This window comes from Campylobacter sp. 7477a, assembly GCF_014892335.1.
GTDB classification, from domain to species: Bacteria; Campylobacterota; Campylobacteria; order Campylobacterales; family Campylobacteraceae; genus Campylobacter_A; species Campylobacter_A californiensis.
In genome coordinates this window covers 39,637-59,627 of the sequence record NZ_JADBJH010000008.1, presented here as the reverse complement: position 1 = coordinate 59,627, position 19,991 = coordinate 39,637, and the positions used below count along the sequence as shown (strand labels likewise).

Sequence of the window (19,991 nt, the reverse complement as noted above, 5' to 3'; positions counted from 1 at the left end):
GGCAGTAATGAAAAAAGTAGTATTTTTAACGATAATTTTAACTTTGGTGGCTGTTTTTGGCGGATACCATGTGATAAAAGCCACTGGAGAATATCCATTTTGCGGAAGTTGTCACGAGTGGGATGGAGCCATAGCACAAACAAATTTAGCCGATCCTATTCACGGTGGCTCAAATCCAAAAGGTCTTGGAGCAAAATGCACTGACTGTCACTTGCCTCATGATAGCTTGGCTAATTATATTTTTACAAAAGCTAAAAACGGTATAGCAGAAGGCATCACGACACTAACTGGTGATCCAGACAAAAAAGATTGGATAGCCAATCGCGAATATGCACGCAAAAACTATACTTTTGATAGCTCTTGTCTAAACTGCCATGCGGACATTGTGAAAACATCGGATGCTAACGCTACAAGGCAAATTCTGCCTGTAAATAGCTTGCCAGAAGAGATTGCTACTTTAAGTGAAGCGGGTAGAATGCATATAAAATATCTTGAATTTAAAGGTACTGGCGATGAGATGAAATGTACCGACTGTCATAAAAATGTGGGTCATAAAGAGCTTGGCAAAATGCTAATCGAACAAAAACATAGGATTGCAAATAGCTGGGATGAGTGGGAGAATATGTATCAAGAGAGTAGAAAAAATAAGTAAAATTTTATTATTCTCTTGTGTGGGTTATGGGTAAAAATTTAATTTTTTACCCATCTTTATCTCTTAAAAACAACCTCTTTATCTTATTAAGTCCCAATTTCATGCCGCTGTATTTCATCATTTTTGCCATTCGTTTCCACATTGGTAGTTCATAACATGGATGTGGGCAGGTGTGACAGCGTGGTTTTTGCACATGTGGGCATGCGCAAAGCCTTGCAAAGGAGTAGTTTAGCATGTCTTCACAGTCTTTGCATAGTTCATAGCTCACACTTACAACATCAGGCACTCCTTCATAGGTTAATGTCTTTTCTTGCTTTATTTTTGGTAGTTCTTTGTGCTTATCTGTGCAGTAAATTTGTATAAATTTAGTAACAGTCGTAACCTCGTAAGCAAATTTTTCATTAGTCATTTTTGTCCTTTAGCAAAAGGTTATCGAAAAATGATAAAATTTGTTTACGAGTTTCATCAAGACTATATTGCTCTTAAAAATCAAATTTTACTCTAGCACGTTTTAGGTCTTCGGCACTATCTATGCCTATACTTTCGCTTGAAATTTCAAGCATGGCTATACGTTTGCCGTTTTGAAGCGCGCGAAGTTGCTCTAGTTTTTCGGTATTTTCAAGGCTTGACGGAGCTAGTGAGCAAAACTCATTTAGGCTAGCTACGCTGTATCCATAAATTCCAAGATGAGCCTTATATGTTTTACACTCTGCGCGGTTAAAAGGTATGCGTGAGCGTGAGAAATAAAGTGCAAAGTCATCTATATCGGTTACGACTTTAACTAAATTTTTATCATCAACAAGCTCATCGTTTATTAACTTGTAGCATGAAAACATGAATGCTTTATTTTGTCTTTTTTTGCAAAATTCTCTAAATTTTGCGATATTTTCAGGCTCGATAAATGGCTCATCTGCTTGCACGTTTATGACTATATCGTTTTGATCTAGGTTTAAATTTCTGCATGCCTCATTTATACGATCTGTCCCGCTTTGGTGACTAGTTGATGTCATGACGGCATTTAGCCCGTGAGTTTTTGCTATATCTAAAACACTCTCGTCATCAACTGCTATGACGACCTCGTCGCACTCGCTCACTCGTCTGGCAGTTACTACAAACATTGGAACTCCGCCTATATCGCAAAGAATTTTATTTTTAAATCTAGTAGAACTTAGTCTAGCAGGTATGATTATCATTTTTTTATCCATTCTAAAATTTTATCTTCTATCTCATTTTGTTCGATAACATCAGGGTGTAAAATTTTAGCATCAAAAAGCTCTTCAATACTGCTTGGTACACTTTCATTTAGTTTTGAAGCAAGCGTGTTTAAGCCCTCTTTTTCGCTATCTGCACTTTGTTGGCACGCCTTTAGCATGCTTGGCGCAAATTTAACCCAATGTGCCGTTGAAGTGATGACATTTATACGTGAGCTATCTGCCATTTTAAAGCAAGTTGCGGTGTGCGGGTCGATAGCTACGCCTTTGTCCATCCATTCTTTTATATAACTCTCACACTTACCATCAGTGCAAAAGTCCGCTTCAAATTCAGCTTTTAATGCCTTCAGCTCATTTTTATCAAGCTTGTAAAATTTATCTTTACTTAGCTTATCCATAAGCTCTTTTGTGCGAACGGCGCCAAATTTATCAAACAGCAATCTTTCGATATTGGAGCTAATTAAAATATCCATGGCAGGGCTTATCGTTTGAAGTAATTTCTTTCCCCTAAGATCGTAAATTCCTGTATTAAAGAGTTCTGTTAAGATATTGTTTGCGTTTGAAACGATTTTGATTTTGCCGATTTTAGCGCCCATTTTTTTAGCATAGTATGCACCTAAGGCATTACCGAAGTTTCCGCTAGGCACGATGATGTCAAAACTCTCGCCCTTTGCTAATTTACCATTTTTCAAAAGTCTTGCATAAGCGTATGCGTGATATATGATCTGAAATAAAATTCTTCCGAAATTTACGGAGTTTGCGGCACTTAGACTGAGTTTGTTTTTGGCTAATTGCGCTTTAAAATTTTCGCTTGCCAAAAGCGTTTTAAGTGCTCGTTGCGCGTCGTCAAAATCGCCTTTGATGCCGATAGTTTTTAGGTTATCGCCCTTCATGCATACCATTTGTAGGCGCTGAACCTCGCTGGTGCCATTTGCAGGATATAAGCAGACGACTTTTATATTTTTAGCATTAGCGAAGGTTTTTAGTGTTGCAGGTCCGGTATCGCCGCTAGTAGCGCACATGATGAGATAGTTTTTGTTTTTTTCTTGCGCAAGAGAGCTTAGAATTTCTCCAAAAGGCTGAAGAGCCATATCTTTAAAAGCGCGTGTAGGACCGTGATATAGTTCATTTATATATAAATTTTTACCAAGTTTTTTAAATTCAACCGGAGATGCTGGCTTGTCAAAGTTTTTATATCTTTTTACTGCTTTTTTAAAGACGTTTTTATCTATGTTAAATTTAAATAAAGAGATTATATAAAGGGCTAGTTTTTCATAGCTTAGCTTGCTTAGTTCGCGCCATTTTTTATCACTTATCTTTGGTAGCTTAACTGGTGCGTAAAGTCCGCCGTGTTCGCTACTTGGATTAAGTAAAGCGCGTTTTAAACCGACTTTTTTTGATTTTTCGTTTTTCTTGGCTCTTGTTGGGTGCAGTTTCATGTTGTTTCCTTTGATCTCTTAAATTTATTGTCTTATCATAGTTCCTATACCGTCGTCGGTAAATAGCTCAAGAAGTAATGAATGCGATAGTCTCCCATCAAGTATGTGTGCGTTTTTAACGCCGCTTTTTACGCATTCTAAAGCCGCATCGACTTTTGGTATCATGCCTCCGCTTATAACGCCGGTATTTTTTAGCTCATTTATCTGTGATTCGTTTAGTTTGCTGATGAGCTTTTTATCGTTATCTAAAATTCCTTGAGTATCGGTTAAAAATATTACTCTTTCGGCCTTTAGCGCACTTGCTATCTTGCTTGCGCAAAGATCGGCGTTTATGTTGTAGCTATTTGCCTCATCGTCAGTTGCAATAGGTGCCACAACAGGTATAAGCCCATTTTGTAAAAGCCCGTTTAGCACGGCTGTATTTACGTATTCTATCTCGCCGACAAAGCCGTATTTGCCGTTATTTAGCGTTTTAGCTTTTAATAAATTTGCATCTTTGCCACTAACACCTATGGCTCTTGCGCCATTTTTATTTAAAAGTGCAGTTAGTTCTTTGTTGATATTTCCGCTAAGAACCATCTCGACGACTTCCATGGCTTCTTTATCTGTTACTCTAAGACCGTCTACGAATTCGCTTTTTATATTTAGCTTATCAAGATATGAGTTTATCTTTTTACCGCCGCCGTGAACTACGATAACCTTGCAGCCTACAAGCTGAAGTAGGGCGATATCTTTGATGAAATCACTCTTTAAATTTTCATCAAGTTGAGCCGAGCCGCCATATTTCACAACGAAAATTTTATCGCGGAATTTTTGGATATATGGTAGAGCAGATATGATCACCTGTGCGGTTTGAAGTTTATCTTTCAAAGTTTTTCCTTGTATTTAAAATCCTAGATTATAGCAAAAAACCGTTTAAATTGCTTGTTTTATGGCGTTTTTTAGCTCATTACTAAGCGTTGTGTGTAGTTTTATAAGCGAGATAGGGAGATTGAAGTCTTTTACTTTTACAAAATCCTTTTGTGTCATAAGTAAGGATGTAGCTTTGTAAGAGCTAAGAAGCTTTGCAAGCTCTTGTTTATTAAAGTCGTGATGATCTGGATAAAAAATTTGCGCTACTGTTTGGTTGAAAAATGGCTCTAGGCGCGTTGGATTGGCTATTGCTGTGACTAAAAGCATCTTATCTGTTTGGTTAAAAATTTGAGTTTTTCTAAAGTGCGAAACACCCTCTTTAGCTATGAAATCCCCAAATCTATAAAAGCCAACAGGATATCTATAAGCCCCGCTAGGTATGGTAAAATTTAGCGCTGGAAGAGGGTTTGGCTGGATTAGGATATTAAATTTTTTAATGTGAAATTTACCAAAACCATCATCTAAAATAATATACCTTGCACCCATTTTTTTTGCTTCATATATAGCTTCATCTCGGTTTTCACTAACGATGACGTTTGTATTTTTTACACTTATGGCATACTCCATCGCCTCATCGCCACTTGTTTTTACGTCTGTTAAAATTTGACCGTTTACGCATACCTTTACAAGACCTTTACTACTTCTGCCGTATCCTCTTAGTATGATAAAAGCACCGTCAAATTCGTTTGCTATCGCGATACCAAGCGGAGTTTTGCCGCTTCCTCCCAAGCTAAGGTTGCCTATGCTTAAAATTTTAATACCAAGATCCTTCTCTTTACTTGTGTATTTTTTGATATAAATAACAAAAGCATATATTAAAGACAGTGGTAAAAGTATAAAAGAAAGAAGCTTTTGAGTGAAATTAGGGCGGTAAAAATAACTCTCCGCCCAAATGTATAAATTTTGTTTAAATGTGCTTTTAGACACGTGATTTTGATATCTCTTTAATCTTTTCGCAAATATAATAAACCTCTTCGTCTTTTAAAGCGTTATAAATAGGCAAAGAAAGCACTTGTTGATATACCTTAAGTGCACTAGGGTAGGCGTTTACTTTAAGGTTGTATTTAGCCTTATAGTAACTTAAAAGATGTATCGGTATATAGTGTAACGAAGTATGGATGTCATTTTCCAGTAGCTCACGTGCGAAACTGTCGCGGTTTTTATCGATTTTGATTATATACTGAGAGTATACATGGTCACGTTTTTTAATAGGAGTTGTTATGTGAGGACAGTTTGCTAACTCTTTGTTATAAATTTCAGCTATCTCTTTTCTGCGTTTGATAAACATATCGTTTTTCTCTATCTGGGCAGTGGCATATGCGGCATTTAATGCACTTATATCGTATTTAAGACCGATGTCAACTACGTCATAAATATAGCCTAAGTTGCCGTATTTATCGATACCGTTTATAAGTGCGTAGTTTCTAAGAAGTCTCGCGCGTTCCGCAATCTTGTCGTCATTTGTTGTGAAAAATCCAGCTGTTGCGATAGGGTTGTTTACTTGCGAATACGTCTGAAAGCATGATAAAAATGAGTTTTCATTGCCGATTTTGGCGCCATTGTATGTTAGTCCGATAGAGCGATTTGCATCATCTAATACTTTTACGTCATAATGTTTTGCTATCTCGTTTATCTCATCAACCGGAGCACTTTGTCCTGCTATGTGACTTACAAAAATTCCTTTTAGTTTTTTATGATTATACTCTTTGAGGGCTTTTTCAAGTGAGTCCGGGTTTATGTTAAAGTCATCTTCGTTTATATCGACAAATATCGGCTCGGCATCAAAGTGCCTGATTGATTGGGCTACACTTGGAAATGAATTTACCGAGCAAATAATCTTATCTCCACGTTTTATCTCCATTGCACTTAAGGCTAAGTGGTGTGCTGCGGCTAGGTTGTTTGTGCTTATGACATGTTTTGCACCGAAATATTTTTGCAAAGTATCTTCTAGTGCTTTAATGGTTTTGTTTGAATTTTGGTTTTTTAAAACATCTTGTATAAGTTCATTTTCGCGCTCCGTAATGGTTGGTTTATAAAATGAAATTTCTTCCATGTCTTGCCCCCTAAATTTTTGCTATCAGAGGCATTCGCCTCTTAAATTCGTTTGATTTTACTCTTTTTAGTATCTCTTGAACTGTTTTTTTGCCAAATTTTTCTTCGATTTGTTTATTATAAATTTCACCGTTTTTTGTCGCTATTAAAATTTCATCAACCACTTCATAGCTATATCCGATATCTTCTTCGTCGCTTTGGCCTTCCCAAAGATCGGCTGATGGCGCTTTGTTTATGATATTTCCGTCTATCTCAAGATACCTAGCAAACTCAAAAATTTCAGTTTTATAAAGCTCTCCGATAGGATTTATTGCACATGCCATATCGCCAAATATAGTTCCGTATCCAAGCATGAGTTCACTTTTGTTACTAGTTCCCACAACGATAGCTCTTATGTCTGCCGAGTAGTCATACAAAAGGCTCATTCTTATTCTTGCACTTAAATTTCCTTTTCGAATATTGTTTAAATTTGTGTCTATACTCTCTTGGTATGCGCCTAAAATGCTTTCTATGCTTAAGATTTTAAATTTAATGTTTCTCTTTTGACAAAATTCAGTTGCATCTTTTATATTTTTTGGGTCGGAATTTTTAGTCGGCATGATTAGGGCGTGTGTATTTTGAGGCATTGCCTTTGCGCAAAGTGCGCCCACTATAGCAGAATCAAGCCCTCCGCTCATACCAAGAAGTAAATTTTCGACACCGATATTTTTACAGTAGTCTCTTATAAAAGCAACCAGTTTTAGCTCTAACTCTTTAAAATCTCTCATTTTGGTATCATTGTTTAAAAAATTTGTATTATTATACTTAACATATATAAATTTTTAGTTAAGTTTTCATAATTTTATTGTAAAATTCTTAAAAAAATAAATTAAAGTATTTAAAATGAAAGTGTTATCAAAAAGTTTTGGAGAATACGCTACAAACTGTTACATAGTAGAACAAGACGGTATGCAACTTGCTGTAGATCCAGGTAAAGGTTCGTTTGAGTGGATTGGTCAAAATGTTACAAATTTAAAGGCTATACTTTGTACACATGGGCATTTTGACCATATTTTTGATGTTTTAAAGGTCCAAAATAAGTTTAAGGCGCCTATTTATATCCATGAAGAGGACGCATTTTGGGCGCAAAATGATATTTTTGGATATGGATATGAGCTATTTACTCCAGATGTATTTTTTAAAGACCAAGAGTGCGTTACTATCGGCTCGTTTAATATAAAATTCCATCACTTTGCAGGACATACGCCAGGATGTTCAATGATAGAGATAAATGGCTGTATGTTTAGCGGTGATTTCTTGTTTAGAGATAGTATTGGCAGGTGGGATTTTCCGTATTCAAACAAAGAAGATATGCTAAAAAGCCTTGAAAAATGCTCAAAAATAAGCGGTGACTACAAGCTCTATCCAGGACACGGTGAGCCAAGCAGCCTAAGTGCGGAGCAAAGCAGGCTTGATATGTGGATAAGGATAGTGGCTTCTAGTTAGCCTTATCCTGTCGCTCTTTAGCACGTCTAATAGCGCCTTCGCGTTGGATATTTTTTTGTTGTGCTAAGAAAATATGCTCTTCGAGTGCAACGAGTTGAAATGTCCCCTCGAATACCTTCATGTCGTGAAGTTTGCCTATGACTCTTACTTCGCGTTTGCGCGACTCGTCAAAGTAAGCTCTTGCATCAAATTCTACGATCTCTCCAAGTTTGATCGGGCCGTAAAAATTTATACGAGCATTTATGGTGACGCAAAATTCTTCATTGATGGCAACAAGAGCCGCGTAGTTTGCCGCGGAAAATATAAATCCGCTATGGATGAGATCAGAGCCGTCGGCTACCATTTCGTTTGTGGTAAAAAATTTTGTTTTTGCGTGATTTTTTTCTAAAAATGTCGTTACGCCGGTTAGGCTTAACTTGATATTTGGTGATGTTTTTATCTCATTGCGAAATGGATTTTCGTCTTCAGGAAGGACGATTTGAGAGTCACCAACCTCTTCATAAATGCTGTTTTCAGCCATTTTTATCCTTAAATTTTTATTTTTATATACACTCGGTTTGGAGCAGGATAACCTTCGATAGTTTTTAAACTATCGTTTGGATCAAGAAAATTTTCTAAACTCTGTCCGTCTATCCACTCGGTTTTTCTTTGTTCGTTTACGTCGGTAGGTTTTGTGGCTAAAATTTCAAAATCACTAAATTTAGCCCTTTCACACCAATTTTCAAGCGCACCGATAGTAGGGACAAAGTATATGTTTGGTATCTTTGAATACGTAAGCTTTGGTGTTAATGCAAAATCACCCGGCATATCTATATACATCGTATCTAAAAATACTTCTCCGCCCTTATTAAGTGAACCTTTAAGTTCTTTTAGCATTTTTACCGGATCGCTTCTGTGATATATCACGCCAAGGCAAAAGATGGTGTCAAATTTGTGCTCGTAATGCGCTAAATGCTCAACTCCTAAAAGCTCATATATGATATTTGAGCGCACAAAATGGTTTATGAAATTAAACTGCATAAACGTATGCACGCTAGGGTCAAAGCCGACTAATTTTTTTGGTTTTTCTTTAAGCATGCGAAACATGTAATATCCGTTATTGCACCCCACATCGGCTACAACTTTATCTTTTAAATTTATATGTGGTTTAAGTAGGTTGTATTTTATAAAGCTTTGCCACTCTGTATCTATAAAAAGCTCTCCAAGCGCAAACGGACCTTTTCTCCATGGCTTAAGCTCTTTTGCGATCGCCTCTATCTGTTCTTGTTTTTGAGTGGTTAGACCGTTAAATTTAATACTAACAATATCGTTAAATTCACACTCGCAATCAAACTTTCCTAGTGCATTTATGCGTGAAAGAAGTTCTAAATTTTTAGATGAATTTAATATCTTTTGTCTTTCTTTTATGAAATTTTGCACGCTACTTCCAGTCTATGATGTTGTGCGGACACTCTTTGCGATATGTGCCGGTCGCGTCATAATACTCTTTACAGTCGTTGTAATACTGTGTTGAAATTCCGCGCTCATTTAAAAAAATACAACCGTTAAAAACAAAAACAATAAGCATTAAAAGTAATATTTTAAGAAATTTATTCATGGATTTGATTTTAGCATAAAATTTAATATTTTATAGTAAAATGTTCGTTTTTAGGGCTTAGGTTAGCCATTTTATTATTAAGGCATTTCATGCAAAGACGTGATTTTTTTAAAATAGGTGGAGTTTTGGGTGCGGCAAGCGTGCTGCCAAGCGTAGCATTTGCGGCTGCTAACGAGAGCAAAAGTAGTGCGGTTAGGACGTTTGACGTTAGATTAAGTCATTTACTAAAAGAAAAGGGTAAAAACGCTCGTTTTTGGTTACCTCTTGTTACTTCAACCGATTTTCAACAATTAGTAAGCGACTATAAGATAACAACAAATGCAAAAGAGTATTACATTTCAGATCTTGCCATCCCAACGCTATTTGCCGACTTTAAAGAGGGTCAAGTAGATCCAGCAATAGATGTTGAATTTAAAGTAAGAACTACTGAGAGAAATACCGACTTTTCAAAGGTTAATTTTAACGAAAATGAAAAATTAAGCAAAGAGATCGAGTTTTATCTAAAAGCAACCGCTCAAATTCCTACAACAGGCATAGTTAAAGAATTTGCTGACAAGATCATCGGTAAAACAAAAGGTGACTTAGAAAAAGCTCGTTTGATATATAACTGGGTCGCAAACACTATGGAGCGTGACAATAGCGTGCCTGGATGTGGCAGAGGAGATGTAAAAGCTATCCTTGAAAGCGGTAAACTAGTCGGTAAATGCACCGATATAAACAGTGTGTTTGTCGGACTTTGTAGGGCGGTTGGAATTCCTGCTCGTGAGTTATTTGGTATCCGCGTTGGTGCTTCGAGATTTTCAGGTCAAATGGGCGCAGCCCCAAAAGAGGACGGCTTAAGTCATATATCTGGCGGACAGCACTGTAGGGCGGAATTTTATCTAAAAGGATATGGCTGGGTGCCTGTTGATCCTGCTGATGTTACAAAGGTAAGACTGGGCGAAAAACTAAGCAACAGCGACACAAAATTGGCTCAAATTCGTGATTATCTATTTGGTAACTGGGAAATGTGTTGGATAGGCTTTAACTACGGTAGAGACTTTGACCTAAAGCCACTTGCCGAGCAAAGACCTATAAATAACTTTGGCTATCCATATGCTGAGGTTGATGGCAACACGTTAGATTATTACAACCCAAAAGAATTTAGCTACGATTACGTATCGAAAGAAATTTAAATTTGAAGCACGTTTGGTTTATCATAACCTCGGCTATTAGCGCATTTATGGCAACGCTTTGTTGCCTACCTGCGCTACTTTTTTTACTGTTTGGAACCTCTTTTTCATTTTTGTCTTGGACTAGCGCATTTTATGAGTATCGCACGTTTTTTAGCATACTTTCGGTGATATTTTTCGTTGCTTCGGCATTTTTTGTGTTTTATAAGCCAAAGTCTTGCGCGCTAAATTATGCTAAGAAAAAGTGGATATTTATATATGTTCTTTTGGGGATTTTGATTGTTTTTATGCTTGTTTATCCAGAGCTGTTGGGAGACTTTTATGAGTAAAATTTTATTTGCACTACTAATTTGTACGGTTGCATTTTCGGATCAAAATTTTAAGATACAAGTAGAGGCTATGCATTGTCCACTTTGTACGTCAATGGTTAGAAAAGCACTGCTTGGAGTTGAGGGCACTCAAAGTGCCAAAGTTTCTTTACGTAGTAAAACGGCGGATGTTATTACGGTGGATGGAGTTAAGGAAGATGACTTGCTTAAAGCTATAGAGGCTATAGGCTATCCTGGTATTGTTTTAAAGTAGGCACTCATGAAAGAAGTTCAAATTTTAGACAAATTTAAGGAAATTTCACAAATTCCTCATTGCAGTTTTAATACAAAAGAGTTGCGCGACTTTTTGGCTAATTATGCCAAAAATCACGGATATAGCGTGGACGTTGATGAGGTTGGAAATATCCACGCGATAAAAGGTGAGCCTAAAATTTGCTTGCAAAGTCACTATGATATGGTTTGTGTGGGCCATACGCCAAAGCTCGAGCTTGTCGAAAAAGATGGTTTTTTAAGCGCTAAAGAGTCATCTTTGGGTGCCGATAATGGCATGGGTGTCGCTATCATGATGCAGATGATGAAGGAATTTGAAAATTTAGAATGTCTTTTTACAAACGACGAAGAGGTTGGGCTTATAGGAGCAAATGGATTTGACGGTAATTTTGCAAGCAAAAAGCTTTTAAATTTAGACAGCGAAGATGACAGCGAGGTTATAGTTGGTTGTGCAGGAGGTATAAATATCTTTGCATGCATTGACGCAGATACAAAGACTGTATCAAGCGGCGATGTTTATGAAGTTATCGTTAGCGGATATCCTGGTGGACACTCCGGTGTTGAGATACAAAAAGATATACCAAACGCTATTAAAATTTTAGCTTGCTTTATAAGACAAAACGGTGCGAAGCTAGTAAGTATAGAAGGCGGCGAAAGAAGCAACTCTATACCGGTTAACGCAAAGGCTGTCGTAGTAAGTCAGAACAAATTAAAAAGCGATGACTTGCATATTTGCGTTAAGAAGCTTGACGGTACTGCTAAAATTTTAAAAAATTCAGATCAAATTTTAGCTTTTATAAATGGTTTTTCGCAGGGCGTAAGAAGCTATGATGTGGAGTTAAATTTACCAAAAGATAGTGTAAATTTATCTACCGTAAAAAATCACAACGGTAAGATCTGGGTGGAATTTTACGCTCGCTCTATGAGTATGGATGGAATTTCAAGGCTCGAGTTTGAGATCGGCGAAATGGCTAGTGCGCTTGGTTTTGACATTAGTATCAATGAGCGCTCTAATCCCTGGGAGCCTAGTGCAGATGAATTTGCTTATGCTGTTTTGGATGAACTTCAAAAATTTAAACCGGATGCAAAGATAAAGGCTATACACGCAGGGCTTGAGTGTGGTGTGCTTTGTGAGGGTAGAGATGATATGCAGACTTGTTCCATAGGACCAAATATCTACTCTCCGCACTCTACCCACGAAAGATGTGAGCTTGCTTCGGTTGATATTATAGCAAGTGTCGTTAGAAATATAATTAGCAGATATTAAATTTGTAAAATTTTACATAAAATTTCATTTAAAATGCTTAGAAACTATAAGCATTTTAAATTTACATAAACGCTTAAACTAAGATGTTTAGGCTTCCTCTTTCTTGCCTGCTTTGTTCTTGGTTTTGACTCTGCTCGGTTTGTTCTAGTTGTCTTTGTTCGTTTGCTCTTTGACTTTGCTCGGCTTGAGATGCTTGTGTGTTTTGAATTCGCTCTTCGTTATTTTTGTTTTGAGCACTTGGCTCTCGCGTTTTGTTTTGATTTTTGTAGATATCATAGCTTTGATAACTTCCGTAAGAATTTATTGAAGTAGGCATTTTTATCCTTTTGATTTTATTTATATTATAGTATCTTTTAGATAATTGCAACTTAATATGATATAAAATTTACATTAAATTTGCACTTTATCCTTGCTTTTGCAAAGCTCATATAAAAAGCATTCGCCGCAAAGTGGTTTTTGAGCCTTGCAGACATATCTGCCAAAAAGCACCATCGCTTGATGAAGCCTGCCAAGATCTGTTTTAAAAGCTAAAATAAGATCAGCCTCGGTTGTTTGTGGGGTTTTTGCACTGCTTAAACCAAGACGATGTGAAACTCTAAATACATGCGTATCTACTGCCATTACATTAGCACCAAGTGCTTCTAGCATGACGACATGGGCAGTTTTTGTTCCAACTCCTGCTAAATTTATTAGTTCGCTCTCTGTGAGCGGAATTTCTCCACCGTGATCATCAACAACACTTTTTGCCATTTTTATTAAATTTTGTGCTTTATTGTTAAAAAAACTGCAAGAATTTATAAACAATTTCACGCTCGCAAGATTGGCATTTGATAAGGAATTTACATCGGGATAGGCTTCAAAAAATGCCGGAGTTATTAGGTTTACACGCTTATCGGTGCACTGTGCCGATAGCATGACGCAGACTATTAGTTCGTAGTTGTTTTTCCACTGAAGTTCGCTTTTTGCATCTTTGTAATTTTGCAAAAATAAATTTTTGATTTTCGATATATCTTTTTTCGTTCTCATTTTGTGATTTTAGCATTTAATTAATAAAAAGTAACGTATTCTTTGGATATAATAACTGGTTTAAAACAAAATTTTATAAAGGATGTTTATGAAGAAATTTTTATTTCCAACGTTTTTAAGCTTGGCTACCGCACTTAGCCTAAATGCTGCCGTTATGGCTACAGTTGATGGCGAGAGCATAGAAGATAGCGAGGTTGCTGCTTTGTTAAGCGCTGCTATGCCTGGATTTGACGCGAGCCAACTTTCACAGCTTCCTGCTGATGGTAAAAAACGCGTTGTTGATGATTTGATTAATAGAAAACTTTTACTTAAAGACGCTAAAGCAACAGGCATAGAAAAAGATCCTGAATTTACAAAAGCTATGCAAAATGTTCGCGATAGTATCGCTCTTGACGTATATATGAAAAAAATGTTTGACGGCATTAAAGTAAGTGATGCCGAGATAAAAGATTTTTACAACAAAAACAAAGAAAATTTCTCTCAACCGGCTCAAGCCCGTGCTCGCCATATACTTTTGGGTGACGAAAAAGAGGCTGGGGCTGTTATAGCTGAGCTTAAAAAATTAAAAGGTGATGCACTAACTAAGAAGTTTGCTGAGCTAGCAAGCGCTAAATCAATCGACAAAGGCTCTGCGGCACACGGTGGCGAGCTTGGCTGGTTTGGTCAAAGCCAGATGGTTAAACCTTTTGCCGATGCTGCTTTTGCACTTAAAAAAGGTGAAATTTCTGCAAAGCCTGTTCAAACTCAATTTGGATATCATGTTATCTTAAAAGAGGATTCAAGGCCTGCCGGAACAGTTTCACTTGATCAAGCTAAAGGTCAAATTGAACAAAATTTAAAACTAGAAAAATTTCAAGGTCAAATTAGACAAAAAACAGATGCGCTTCGCTCTAAATCTAAAATAGAATACAAGTAATCGGAGGATAAAATGGGCGTTTTAGATGTTGTAAAAGCCGGTGTTGTAAGTGGCGAGGATCTAAATAAGCTATATGCATATGCAAAAGAGCAAGGTTTTGCTATACCTGCAGTAAATGTCGTAGGTTCTAACTCTGTAAATGCGGTACTAGAAGCGGCAAAAACGGCAAATTCGCCCGTTATTATTCAATTTAGCAACGGTGGAGCCAGTTTTTACGCAGGTAAAAGCTGTCAGGGTGGAGATGTTTTAGGTGCTATTGCTGGAGCTAAGCATGTTCACTTGCTAGCAAAGGCTTACGGAGTGCCGGTAGTGCTTCATACCGATCACGCCGCTCGTAAGCTTTTGCCTTGGATAGATGCTCTTATACAGGCTTCAAAGGAGCATAAAAAAACTCATGGTATACCACTTTTTAGCTCTCATATGCTTGATCTTAGCGAAGAGAGTTTGGAAGAAAATTTAAGTACTTGTGAAAAGTATCTAAAAGAACTTAGCGATCTTGACATCGCCCTTGAGATAGAACTGGGTGTAACCGGTGGCGAAGAAGACGGGGTGGATAATACAAATGTCGATAACGCACTTTTATACACACAACCCGAAGATGTAGCTCTTGCTTATGAAAGACTTAGTAAGATAAGTGATAAATTTAGCATAGCCGCAAGTTTTGGCAATGTTCATGGAGTTTATAAACCCGGCAATGTTGTTTTACGTCCCGAAATTCTTAAAAATTCACAAGAGTATGTCGCAAAGAAATTTAATACAAGCGACAAAAAGCCTGTAAATTTTGTATTTCACGGTGGAAGTGGCAGCGAGCTAAAAGATATCAAAGATGCCGTAAGTTACGGCGTGATAAAAATGAATATCGACACTGATACGCAGTGGGCGTTTTGGGATGGCGTGCGCGAATACGAAGCCAAAAATAGAGGCTACCTTCAAGCGCAGATCGGTAACCCCGAAGGCGATGATAAGCCGAATAAAAAATATTACGATCCAAGAAAATGGATAAGGTGTGGCGAAGAGAGCGTGATAAAACGCTTGCAAGTTGCATTTTCTGATCTGAACTGTTTAAATAGGAATTAATAAAATGTCGGTCAATAACGACTTTAGCGATCTTGCCTTACCTCAAACCAAGGCAGACCGCTCTATCTTTGTTTTTTTTAAGATTATCTTTTTACCGGTTGCTACCTTTGTTTTAGCCTTGCTTGCATACCTTGAAGTTATCAACTTTGAGATGAAAGCGCACACGATAGTGATGATGGCTATTATCTTGATCATAGCCGTGATATTTACTCGTCATAGTGCGGAGTATGCGTATAGTATTTTTCGTGCAAGAGGCGATGATTTTAGGCAAAGCCTTAAAAAATTTATCGTTTCACATTTGCTTGAAATTTCAGGACTTAAGAAGTCAAGATCCGGTTTTAATGAATTTTTAGACGAATACACAAGAAATTTTAGAAATGACAATCTAGCAAGTATAGGCTCTGCCGTATTTCCTATGCTTGGAATTTTAGGCACATTTATAAGTATAGCCATGTCTATGCCTTCGTTTAGTTCAGGTACGGCCGGAGAGCTTGAAAAAGAGATAGCTATCTTGCTAAACGGTGTTGGTACGGCATTTTATGTGTCGATATACGGTATATTTCTTGCGCTTTGGTGGATGTTTTTTGAAAAGATAGGTATATCAAAATTTGAAAAATTTGCCAACGAACAAAAAGAGTTAAGTAGAGAATTTTTCTGGCAAAAAGACGAGCTTGAACAGTTGTATATGAGTGCTGCAAGTTCACATTTTGAAGATATGAAAGTCATGTTTACCCGAGTAAGCAATGAAGAGTATTTTAAACGGCTTGATAGCGTTACTGAGGCTAAATTTAGCAACTTTATGCAGCTTGAAGAAGCGCAGCAAAAAATAGTCGCTCAAGCTTCCGAGACTTTAGAGCAAAATGTAAAAATTTTAAATAAAGCCGCAAGTAGACAGGACGAATTTATTAAAATTCATTCAGATATTTTAAATGCCATGTCTTCGTTTAACGACTCCTTAAAAGAGTTGGAGTTAAAAATTTCAACCCAATACAACAGAGCAAGCGAACTAAATGAGAGCAAGATGGTAAGTCTTGATAAAAGTGTGGCTAAATTCTCGGAAAATTTAAAACTTTTTGACTTAAGTTTAAAAGAATTTTCGGTTAAACTTTTAAATGAGCAAAATGCTGCTATGAAGTCGTTTAGGCAAAGTATTTTTGATGGAGTAAGCGAATTTAAAAGTGTTTATGAGCAGGAGATAAAGAGTTCTGAAAGAGAAAAAGAGCGTGATGTCTTGATCGCGGAACTTAAAAAAAGCGTAAAAGAGATCGATCAAGAAGCTAGCTTAATCATACAAAAAATAGAAAATGCAAATTTGATAGATGAAAATAGATAAAAAAGACCAAGCATCCTCGACATTTTGGGTTTCGTATGCAGACCTTATGGCGGGATTGCTTTTTGTTTTTATGCTACTTATCGGCGCGATAGTCGTTAAGTATGTTCTTTCTCAAAATACCCTGGCAAGCAAAGAGCAAGCCATAATCGCAGCTCTTGCAAATTTAAAAGACGAACAAGGTAAAAATATCACGCTTGATAGGCTAAATGCAGCCTTAAAAAGCGAGCTTGCAAAAATAGGCGATGAAAATTTAGAGCTTAAAAAAGCAAATGAAATTTACATAGTTGAGCTTGATGCGCTAAAAGAGCGGTTAGAGAGAGCTGTAAATGAAAACTTAGACGCAAATACAAGTATAAAAGACCTAAATGCGAGTATTTTAAATTTAAATCAACAAATGATAATCCTAACAGACGAGTTAAAAGCGGCTGAAGAAAACGCAACAACTCAAAGCGAAGATAATGAGAAAAATTTAGCTAAAATCGCCTTTTTGCTCGAGCAGGTAAGCCAAAAAGAGGCTAGATATGATGAAATTTTAAGAGACCTTAATATAACAAAAAGTCGTATTAAAAATTTAACAGGCATTAGAGTAAAGGTTATAGGGGCTCTTAAAGAAAGGCTCGGAAGCGATATCGCTATAGATCCGAATTCAGGAGCTTTAAAACTAAGTTCTTCTGTCCTTTTTGATAAGGGTAGGGCGGAGATAAAAGATGAAGTTAAAAATGAATTAAAGCTTACCTTACAAAAATACTTCGATGTGCTTTTAAATGATGAAGAGATATCTAAAAACATCGATCAAATTATGATAGAGGGCTTTACCGATAGTGACGGAAGCTATCTTTATAACCTCGAGCTTTCGCAGCGCAGAGCTTATGCTGTGATGGATTTTATAAATTCATATAGTAGCGATGAAAATTTAAGAAAACATCTCGTTGCAAGCGGCCGTAGCTTTAACGAGCTTGTAATGAAAGATGGAGTAGAAGACAAAGACGCCTCACGAAGGATAGAGATAAAATTTTTGATCTCAAACAAAGAGGCGATAAAAGAGATAGAGAAATTTTTGGAACATACGCCATGATAGAGAAGTTTAAATTTCGCGGACGTGAGATGTTTTTGCTAAGAGACGATCTGCTTGGTGAATTTAACGGCAACAAGGCCAGAAAGCTTGAGTATTTTTTAAATAGCGACTTAAAAGGTATAAAACGCATAGTCTCACATGGTTCAAGTCAGTCAAATGCCATGTATAGTCTTAGTGTGTTTGCAAAGATGCGAGGTCTTGAATTTTGCTTTGTGGTTTCTCATTTAAACTCGAATTTGCAAGAAAAGCCTGTTGGAAATTTTAAATTTGCCCTACAAAACGGCATGAAGATATTTGTCGCGCAAGATAGAAGGTCACTTGCAAAAGAGCTAGCAAGCCAAGATGATGCTTTTTTTATAGAAGAGGGCGTGGCGATGACTGAAGCCGAATTTGGCTTTAAAACACAAGCTATGCAAATAGAAAAATGGTGCGAAAAAAATAGCATAAGACCTGATATCTTTTTGCCATCAGGTACAGGAACGAGTGCAGCTTATCTTGCTAAAAATTCAAATTTAAGAGTATTTACTTGTCCTTGTGTCGGCGATGTTAAATTTTTACAAGATGAAATTTTTGCTCTTGATAAAAATTCAAAAGTTCAAATTTTAAATCCTCCTAAGAAGTATCATTTTGGGGATTTAAAACTTGAGCTTTATAAAATTTGGCGTGAAATTTTAGACGAAACAGGAGTTGAGTTTGAGCTCATTTACGATCCGGTTGGCTTTTTAACGCTATTTTCAAATTTGGACGCATTTAGCGGCGATATCCTTTATATTCACCAAGGAGGAATTCTTGGCAATATAAGCCAAAAAATGCGATATGAGAGAAAATTTAAAGGAGAATTATGAAATTTTTACACACAAACGACGCTGATTTTAGGGATAAATTCTCACAACTAGTAAGGCGTTCTGATATGGACATGAGCGGTGTTATGCCGACTGTTATGAAAGTCATCGAAGATATAAAAAAAGACGGAGATGATGCACTTTTTGCGCAAATAGCAAAATTTGATAAATTTACTCCCACATCCACACAGGATCTATTGATATCAACCAAACAAATGCAAGAGGCTTATGACGCGCTTGATAACACGCTTAGAGAGTCGTTAAAGTTAGCTTACGAGCGCATAAAAGCCTATCACGAGCAATCCGTGCCAAAAACTTGGAGTATGCGTGATGAGCACGATGTGCTTTTGGGTGCTAAGTATACTCCGGTAGATAGAGCGGGACTTTATATACCGGGTGGTAAAGCGGCATATCCTAGTTCGCTTTTGATGAATGCTGTTCCTGCCATAGTTGCAGGAGTAAAAGGGATAGTGGTTTGCACCCCTGCTATCGGCGGCAACGTAAACTCTCTTTTACTTGCAGCCATGCATCTTTGTGGTATCAAAACGGCATTTAAAATAGGCGGAGCAAGCGCGATAGCGGCCATGGCATACGGAACTAAGAGTGTTCCAAAGGTGGATGTTATAACAGGTCCCGGAAATATCTACGTAGCAACCGCTAAAAAGCTTGTTTATGGTGAAGTAAACATAGACATGATAGCGGGTCCAAGCGAGATAGGTATCATAGCGGATGACAGCGCAAATGCTCGCCATATCGCGATCGATCTTTTAAGTCAGGCAGAGCATGATGAGCTTGCAAGTAGCTTTTTAATAACTCCGGTAGAGGCTTTTGCTAATGAAGTTTCAAAGCACGTTGCAAGTGAATTAAAGAGTCTAAAGCGCGAAGCTATCGCAGCAGAAAGCATACGCAATAAAGCCGCGATAATAGTAGCAAAAGACATGCAAGAGTGCGTTGAGCTTATGAATGAACTAGCTGTAGAACACCTTGAAATCGCGACAAATGACGCATTAAGCTATATGAACGACATAAGGCATGCCGGAGCGATATTTTTCGGACATTTTACACCAGAAGCCATGGGTGATTATCTAGCCGGACCAAATCATACTTTGCCAACAGGCGGAAGCGCTAGATTTTACTCGCCTCTAGGGGTTGAAAATTTCATGAAGAAAAGCTCTATAATCTCTATTGGTAGAAAAGGCATAAAAGAGCTTGGCAAAGCATGTATGAATTTAGCCGATGCAGAGGGGCTTGGCGCACACGAAAGATCGGTAAAAGTTCGCTTAGAGGATTTTTAGGTTAAATTTAGTTTAAAACTATACAATGCCTTGCAAATAGA

General features: G+C 37.2%; 24 protein-coding genes. 12 read left to right on the top strand and 12 right to left on the bottom strand.

What is annotated here, in order from left to right; all coding sequences use genetic code 11:
- The first annotated feature begins 7 nt into the window (after positions 1-7).
- Positions 8-652, top strand: coding sequence for a cytochrome c3 family protein (locus tag CCAL5182_RS05210; protein ID WP_336610440.1), 645 nt, complete (start codon positions 8-10; stop codon positions 650-652).
- 46 nt (positions 653-698) lie between these two features.
- Here the strand turns inward: CCAL5182_RS05210 and CCAL5182_RS05205 are convergent, their stop codons facing one another.
- The 7 genes from CCAL5182_RS05205 to CCAL5182_RS05175 form a co-directional block, all read right to left on the bottom strand.
- Entirely contained in the window at positions 699-1,061 is a 363-nt protein-coding gene (locus CCAL5182_RS05205) for a nitrous oxide-stimulated promoter family protein (RefSeq protein WP_169972171.1), read from the bottom strand.
- 73 nt (positions 1,062-1,134) lie between these two features.
- Positions 1,135-1,845, bottom strand: a complete 711-nt coding sequence (gene kdsB / locus CCAL5182_RS05200) for a 3-deoxy-manno-octulosonate cytidylyltransferase (RefSeq protein ID WP_336610439.1) — start codon at positions 1,843-1,845, stop codon at positions 1,135-1,137.
- Positions 1,842-3,302: a threonine synthase gene (gene thrC / locus CCAL5182_RS05195; protein WP_336610438.1), complete on the bottom strand. Its 1,461-nt coding sequence runs from the start codon at positions 3,300-3,302 to the stop codon at positions 1,842-1,844. Before thrC ends, kdsB begins: the two co-directional genes overlap by 4 nt.
- A 24-nt stretch (positions 3,303-3,326) precedes the next feature.
- Complete coding sequence (gene argB / locus CCAL5182_RS05190; protein WP_169972174.1) at positions 3,327-4,172, bottom strand: acetylglutamate kinase; 846 nt, start codon at positions 4,170-4,172, stop codon at positions 3,327-3,329.
- Positions 4,173-4,217: 45 nt separating this feature from the next.
- On the bottom strand, positions 4,218-5,141 hold the full coding sequence (locus CCAL5182_RS05185; protein ID WP_169936528.1) for a tetraacyldisaccharide 4'-kinase: 924 nt from the start codon (positions 5,139-5,141) through the stop codon (positions 4,218-4,220).
- Positions 5,134-6,267: a DegT/DnrJ/EryC1/StrS family aminotransferase gene (locus tag CCAL5182_RS05180; RefSeq protein ID WP_169936530.1), complete on the bottom strand. Its 1,134-nt coding sequence runs from the start codon at positions 6,265-6,267 to the stop codon at positions 5,134-5,136. Before CCAL5182_RS05180 ends, CCAL5182_RS05185 begins: the two co-directional genes overlap by 8 nt.
- A gap of 10 nt (positions 6,268-6,277) precedes the next feature.
- Entirely contained in the window at positions 6,278-7,033 is a 756-nt protein-coding gene (locus tag CCAL5182_RS05175; RefSeq protein WP_169936532.1) for an NAD+ synthase, read from the bottom strand.
- 115 nt (positions 7,034-7,148) lie between these two features.
- Between CCAL5182_RS05175 and CCAL5182_RS05170 the strand changes: the two genes are divergently transcribed.
- Complete coding sequence (locus tag CCAL5182_RS05170; protein WP_336610437.1) at positions 7,149-7,751, top strand: MBL fold metallo-hydrolase; 603 nt, start codon at positions 7,149-7,151, stop codon at positions 7,749-7,751.
- Here the strand turns inward: CCAL5182_RS05170 and CCAL5182_RS05165 are convergent.
- Genes CCAL5182_RS05165 through CCAL5182_RS05155 form a run of 3 tightly spaced genes read right to left on the bottom strand, consistent with a single transcriptional unit; the run spans position 7,744 to position 9,348 of the window.
- Positions 7,744-8,271 (bottom strand): PaaI family thioesterase, encoded by a 528-nt coding sequence (locus CCAL5182_RS05165; protein ID WP_169936536.1) that lies wholly within the window; start codon positions 8,269-8,271, stop codon positions 7,744-7,746. The genes CCAL5182_RS05170 and CCAL5182_RS05165 overlap by 8 nt on opposite strands.
- Before the next feature lie 8 nt (positions 8,272-8,279).
- Positions 8,280-9,170, bottom strand: a complete 891-nt coding sequence (gene cmoB / locus CCAL5182_RS05160) for a tRNA 5-methoxyuridine(34)/uridine 5-oxyacetic acid(34) synthase CmoB (protein WP_322619308.1) — start codon at positions 9,168-9,170, stop codon at positions 8,280-8,282.
- A gap of 1 nt (position 9,171) precedes the next feature.
- On the bottom strand, positions 9,172-9,348 hold the full coding sequence (locus CCAL5182_RS05155; protein WP_169936538.1) for a hypothetical protein: 177 nt from the start codon (positions 9,346-9,348) through the stop codon (positions 9,172-9,174).
- 89 nt (positions 9,349-9,437) lie between these two features.
- Between CCAL5182_RS05155 and CCAL5182_RS05150 the strand changes: the two genes are divergently transcribed.
- From CCAL5182_RS05150 to CCAL5182_RS05135, 4 genes are read left to right on the top strand one after another with little or no spacing between them, the layout of a single operon-like run.
- A complete protein-coding gene (locus tag CCAL5182_RS05150; protein WP_169936540.1) occupies positions 9,438-10,523 on the top strand; it encodes a transglutaminase domain-containing protein in 1,086 nt (361 codons plus the stop codon).
- Between the two features lie 2 nt (positions 10,524-10,525).
- Complete coding sequence (locus CCAL5182_RS05145) at positions 10,526-10,849, top strand: aryl sulfotransferase (protein ID WP_169936542.1); 324 nt, start codon at positions 10,526-10,528, stop codon at positions 10,847-10,849.
- The gene (locus tag CCAL5182_RS05140; RefSeq protein WP_169936544.1) at positions 10,842-11,102 is read left to right on the top strand and encodes a heavy-metal-associated domain-containing protein; all 261 of its coding nucleotides are present in this window, start codon (positions 10,842-10,844) and stop codon (positions 11,100-11,102) included. Before CCAL5182_RS05145 ends, CCAL5182_RS05140 begins: the two co-directional genes overlap by 8 nt.
- Before the next feature lie 6 nt (positions 11,103-11,108).
- A complete protein-coding gene (locus tag CCAL5182_RS05135) occupies positions 11,109-12,386 on the top strand; it encodes a M20/M25/M40 family metallo-hydrolase (RefSeq protein WP_336610436.1) in 1,278 nt (425 codons plus the stop codon).
- 73 nt (positions 12,387-12,459) lie between these two features.
- On the opposite strand, the gene CCAL5182_RS05130 is transcribed toward CCAL5182_RS05135, so the two are convergent.
- Together CCAL5182_RS05130 and nth are read right to left on the bottom strand one after the other, a co-directional pair.
- Positions 12,460-12,702, bottom strand: coding sequence for a hypothetical protein (locus tag CCAL5182_RS05130; protein ID WP_336610435.1), 243 nt, complete (start codon positions 12,700-12,702; stop codon positions 12,460-12,462).
- A gap of 74 nt (positions 12,703-12,776) precedes the next feature.
- Positions 12,777-13,412, bottom strand: a complete 636-nt coding sequence (nth, locus tag CCAL5182_RS05125; RefSeq protein WP_169936550.1) for an endonuclease III — start codon at positions 13,410-13,412, stop codon at positions 12,777-12,779.
- 88 nt (positions 13,413-13,500) lie between these two features.
- Between nth and CCAL5182_RS05120 the strand changes: the two genes are divergently transcribed.
- Genes CCAL5182_RS05120 through hisD form a run of 6 tightly spaced genes read left to right on the top strand, consistent with a single transcriptional unit; the run spans position 13,501 to position 19,950 of the window.
- Positions 13,501-14,328, top strand: coding sequence for a peptidylprolyl isomerase (locus CCAL5182_RS05120; RefSeq protein WP_169972178.1), 828 nt, complete (start codon positions 13,501-13,503; stop codon positions 14,326-14,328).
- A gap of 12 nt (positions 14,329-14,340) precedes the next feature.
- Positions 14,341-15,405: a class II fructose-bisphosphate aldolase gene (gene fbaA, locus CCAL5182_RS05115; protein ID WP_169936553.1), complete on the top strand. Its 1,065-nt coding sequence runs from the start codon at positions 14,341-14,343 to the stop codon at positions 15,403-15,405.
- A 4-nt stretch (positions 15,406-15,409) separates the two neighbouring features.
- Complete coding sequence (locus CCAL5182_RS05110) at positions 15,410-16,738, top strand: MotA/TolQ/ExbB proton channel family protein (protein ID WP_336610434.1); 1,329 nt, start codon at positions 15,410-15,412, stop codon at positions 16,736-16,738.
- Positions 16,725-17,813, top strand: coding sequence for an OmpA family protein (locus CCAL5182_RS05105; RefSeq protein WP_169936557.1), 1,089 nt, complete (start codon positions 16,725-16,727; stop codon positions 17,811-17,813). Before CCAL5182_RS05110 ends, CCAL5182_RS05105 begins: the two co-directional genes overlap by 14 nt.
- Positions 17,810-18,658, top strand: a complete 849-nt coding sequence (locus tag CCAL5182_RS05100; protein WP_169972181.1) for a 1-aminocyclopropane-1-carboxylate deaminase — start codon at positions 17,810-17,812, stop codon at positions 18,656-18,658. Before CCAL5182_RS05105 ends, CCAL5182_RS05100 begins: the two co-directional genes overlap by 4 nt.
- Positions 18,655-19,950 carry a histidinol dehydrogenase gene (gene hisD, locus CCAL5182_RS05095; protein WP_336610433.1) on the top strand — a complete coding sequence of 432 codons (1,296 nt, stop codon included), beginning with the start codon at positions 18,655-18,657 and terminating at the stop codon, positions 19,948-19,950. Before CCAL5182_RS05100 ends, hisD begins: the two co-directional genes overlap by 4 nt.
- The last annotated feature ends 41 nt before the right edge of the window (positions 19,951-19,991 follow it).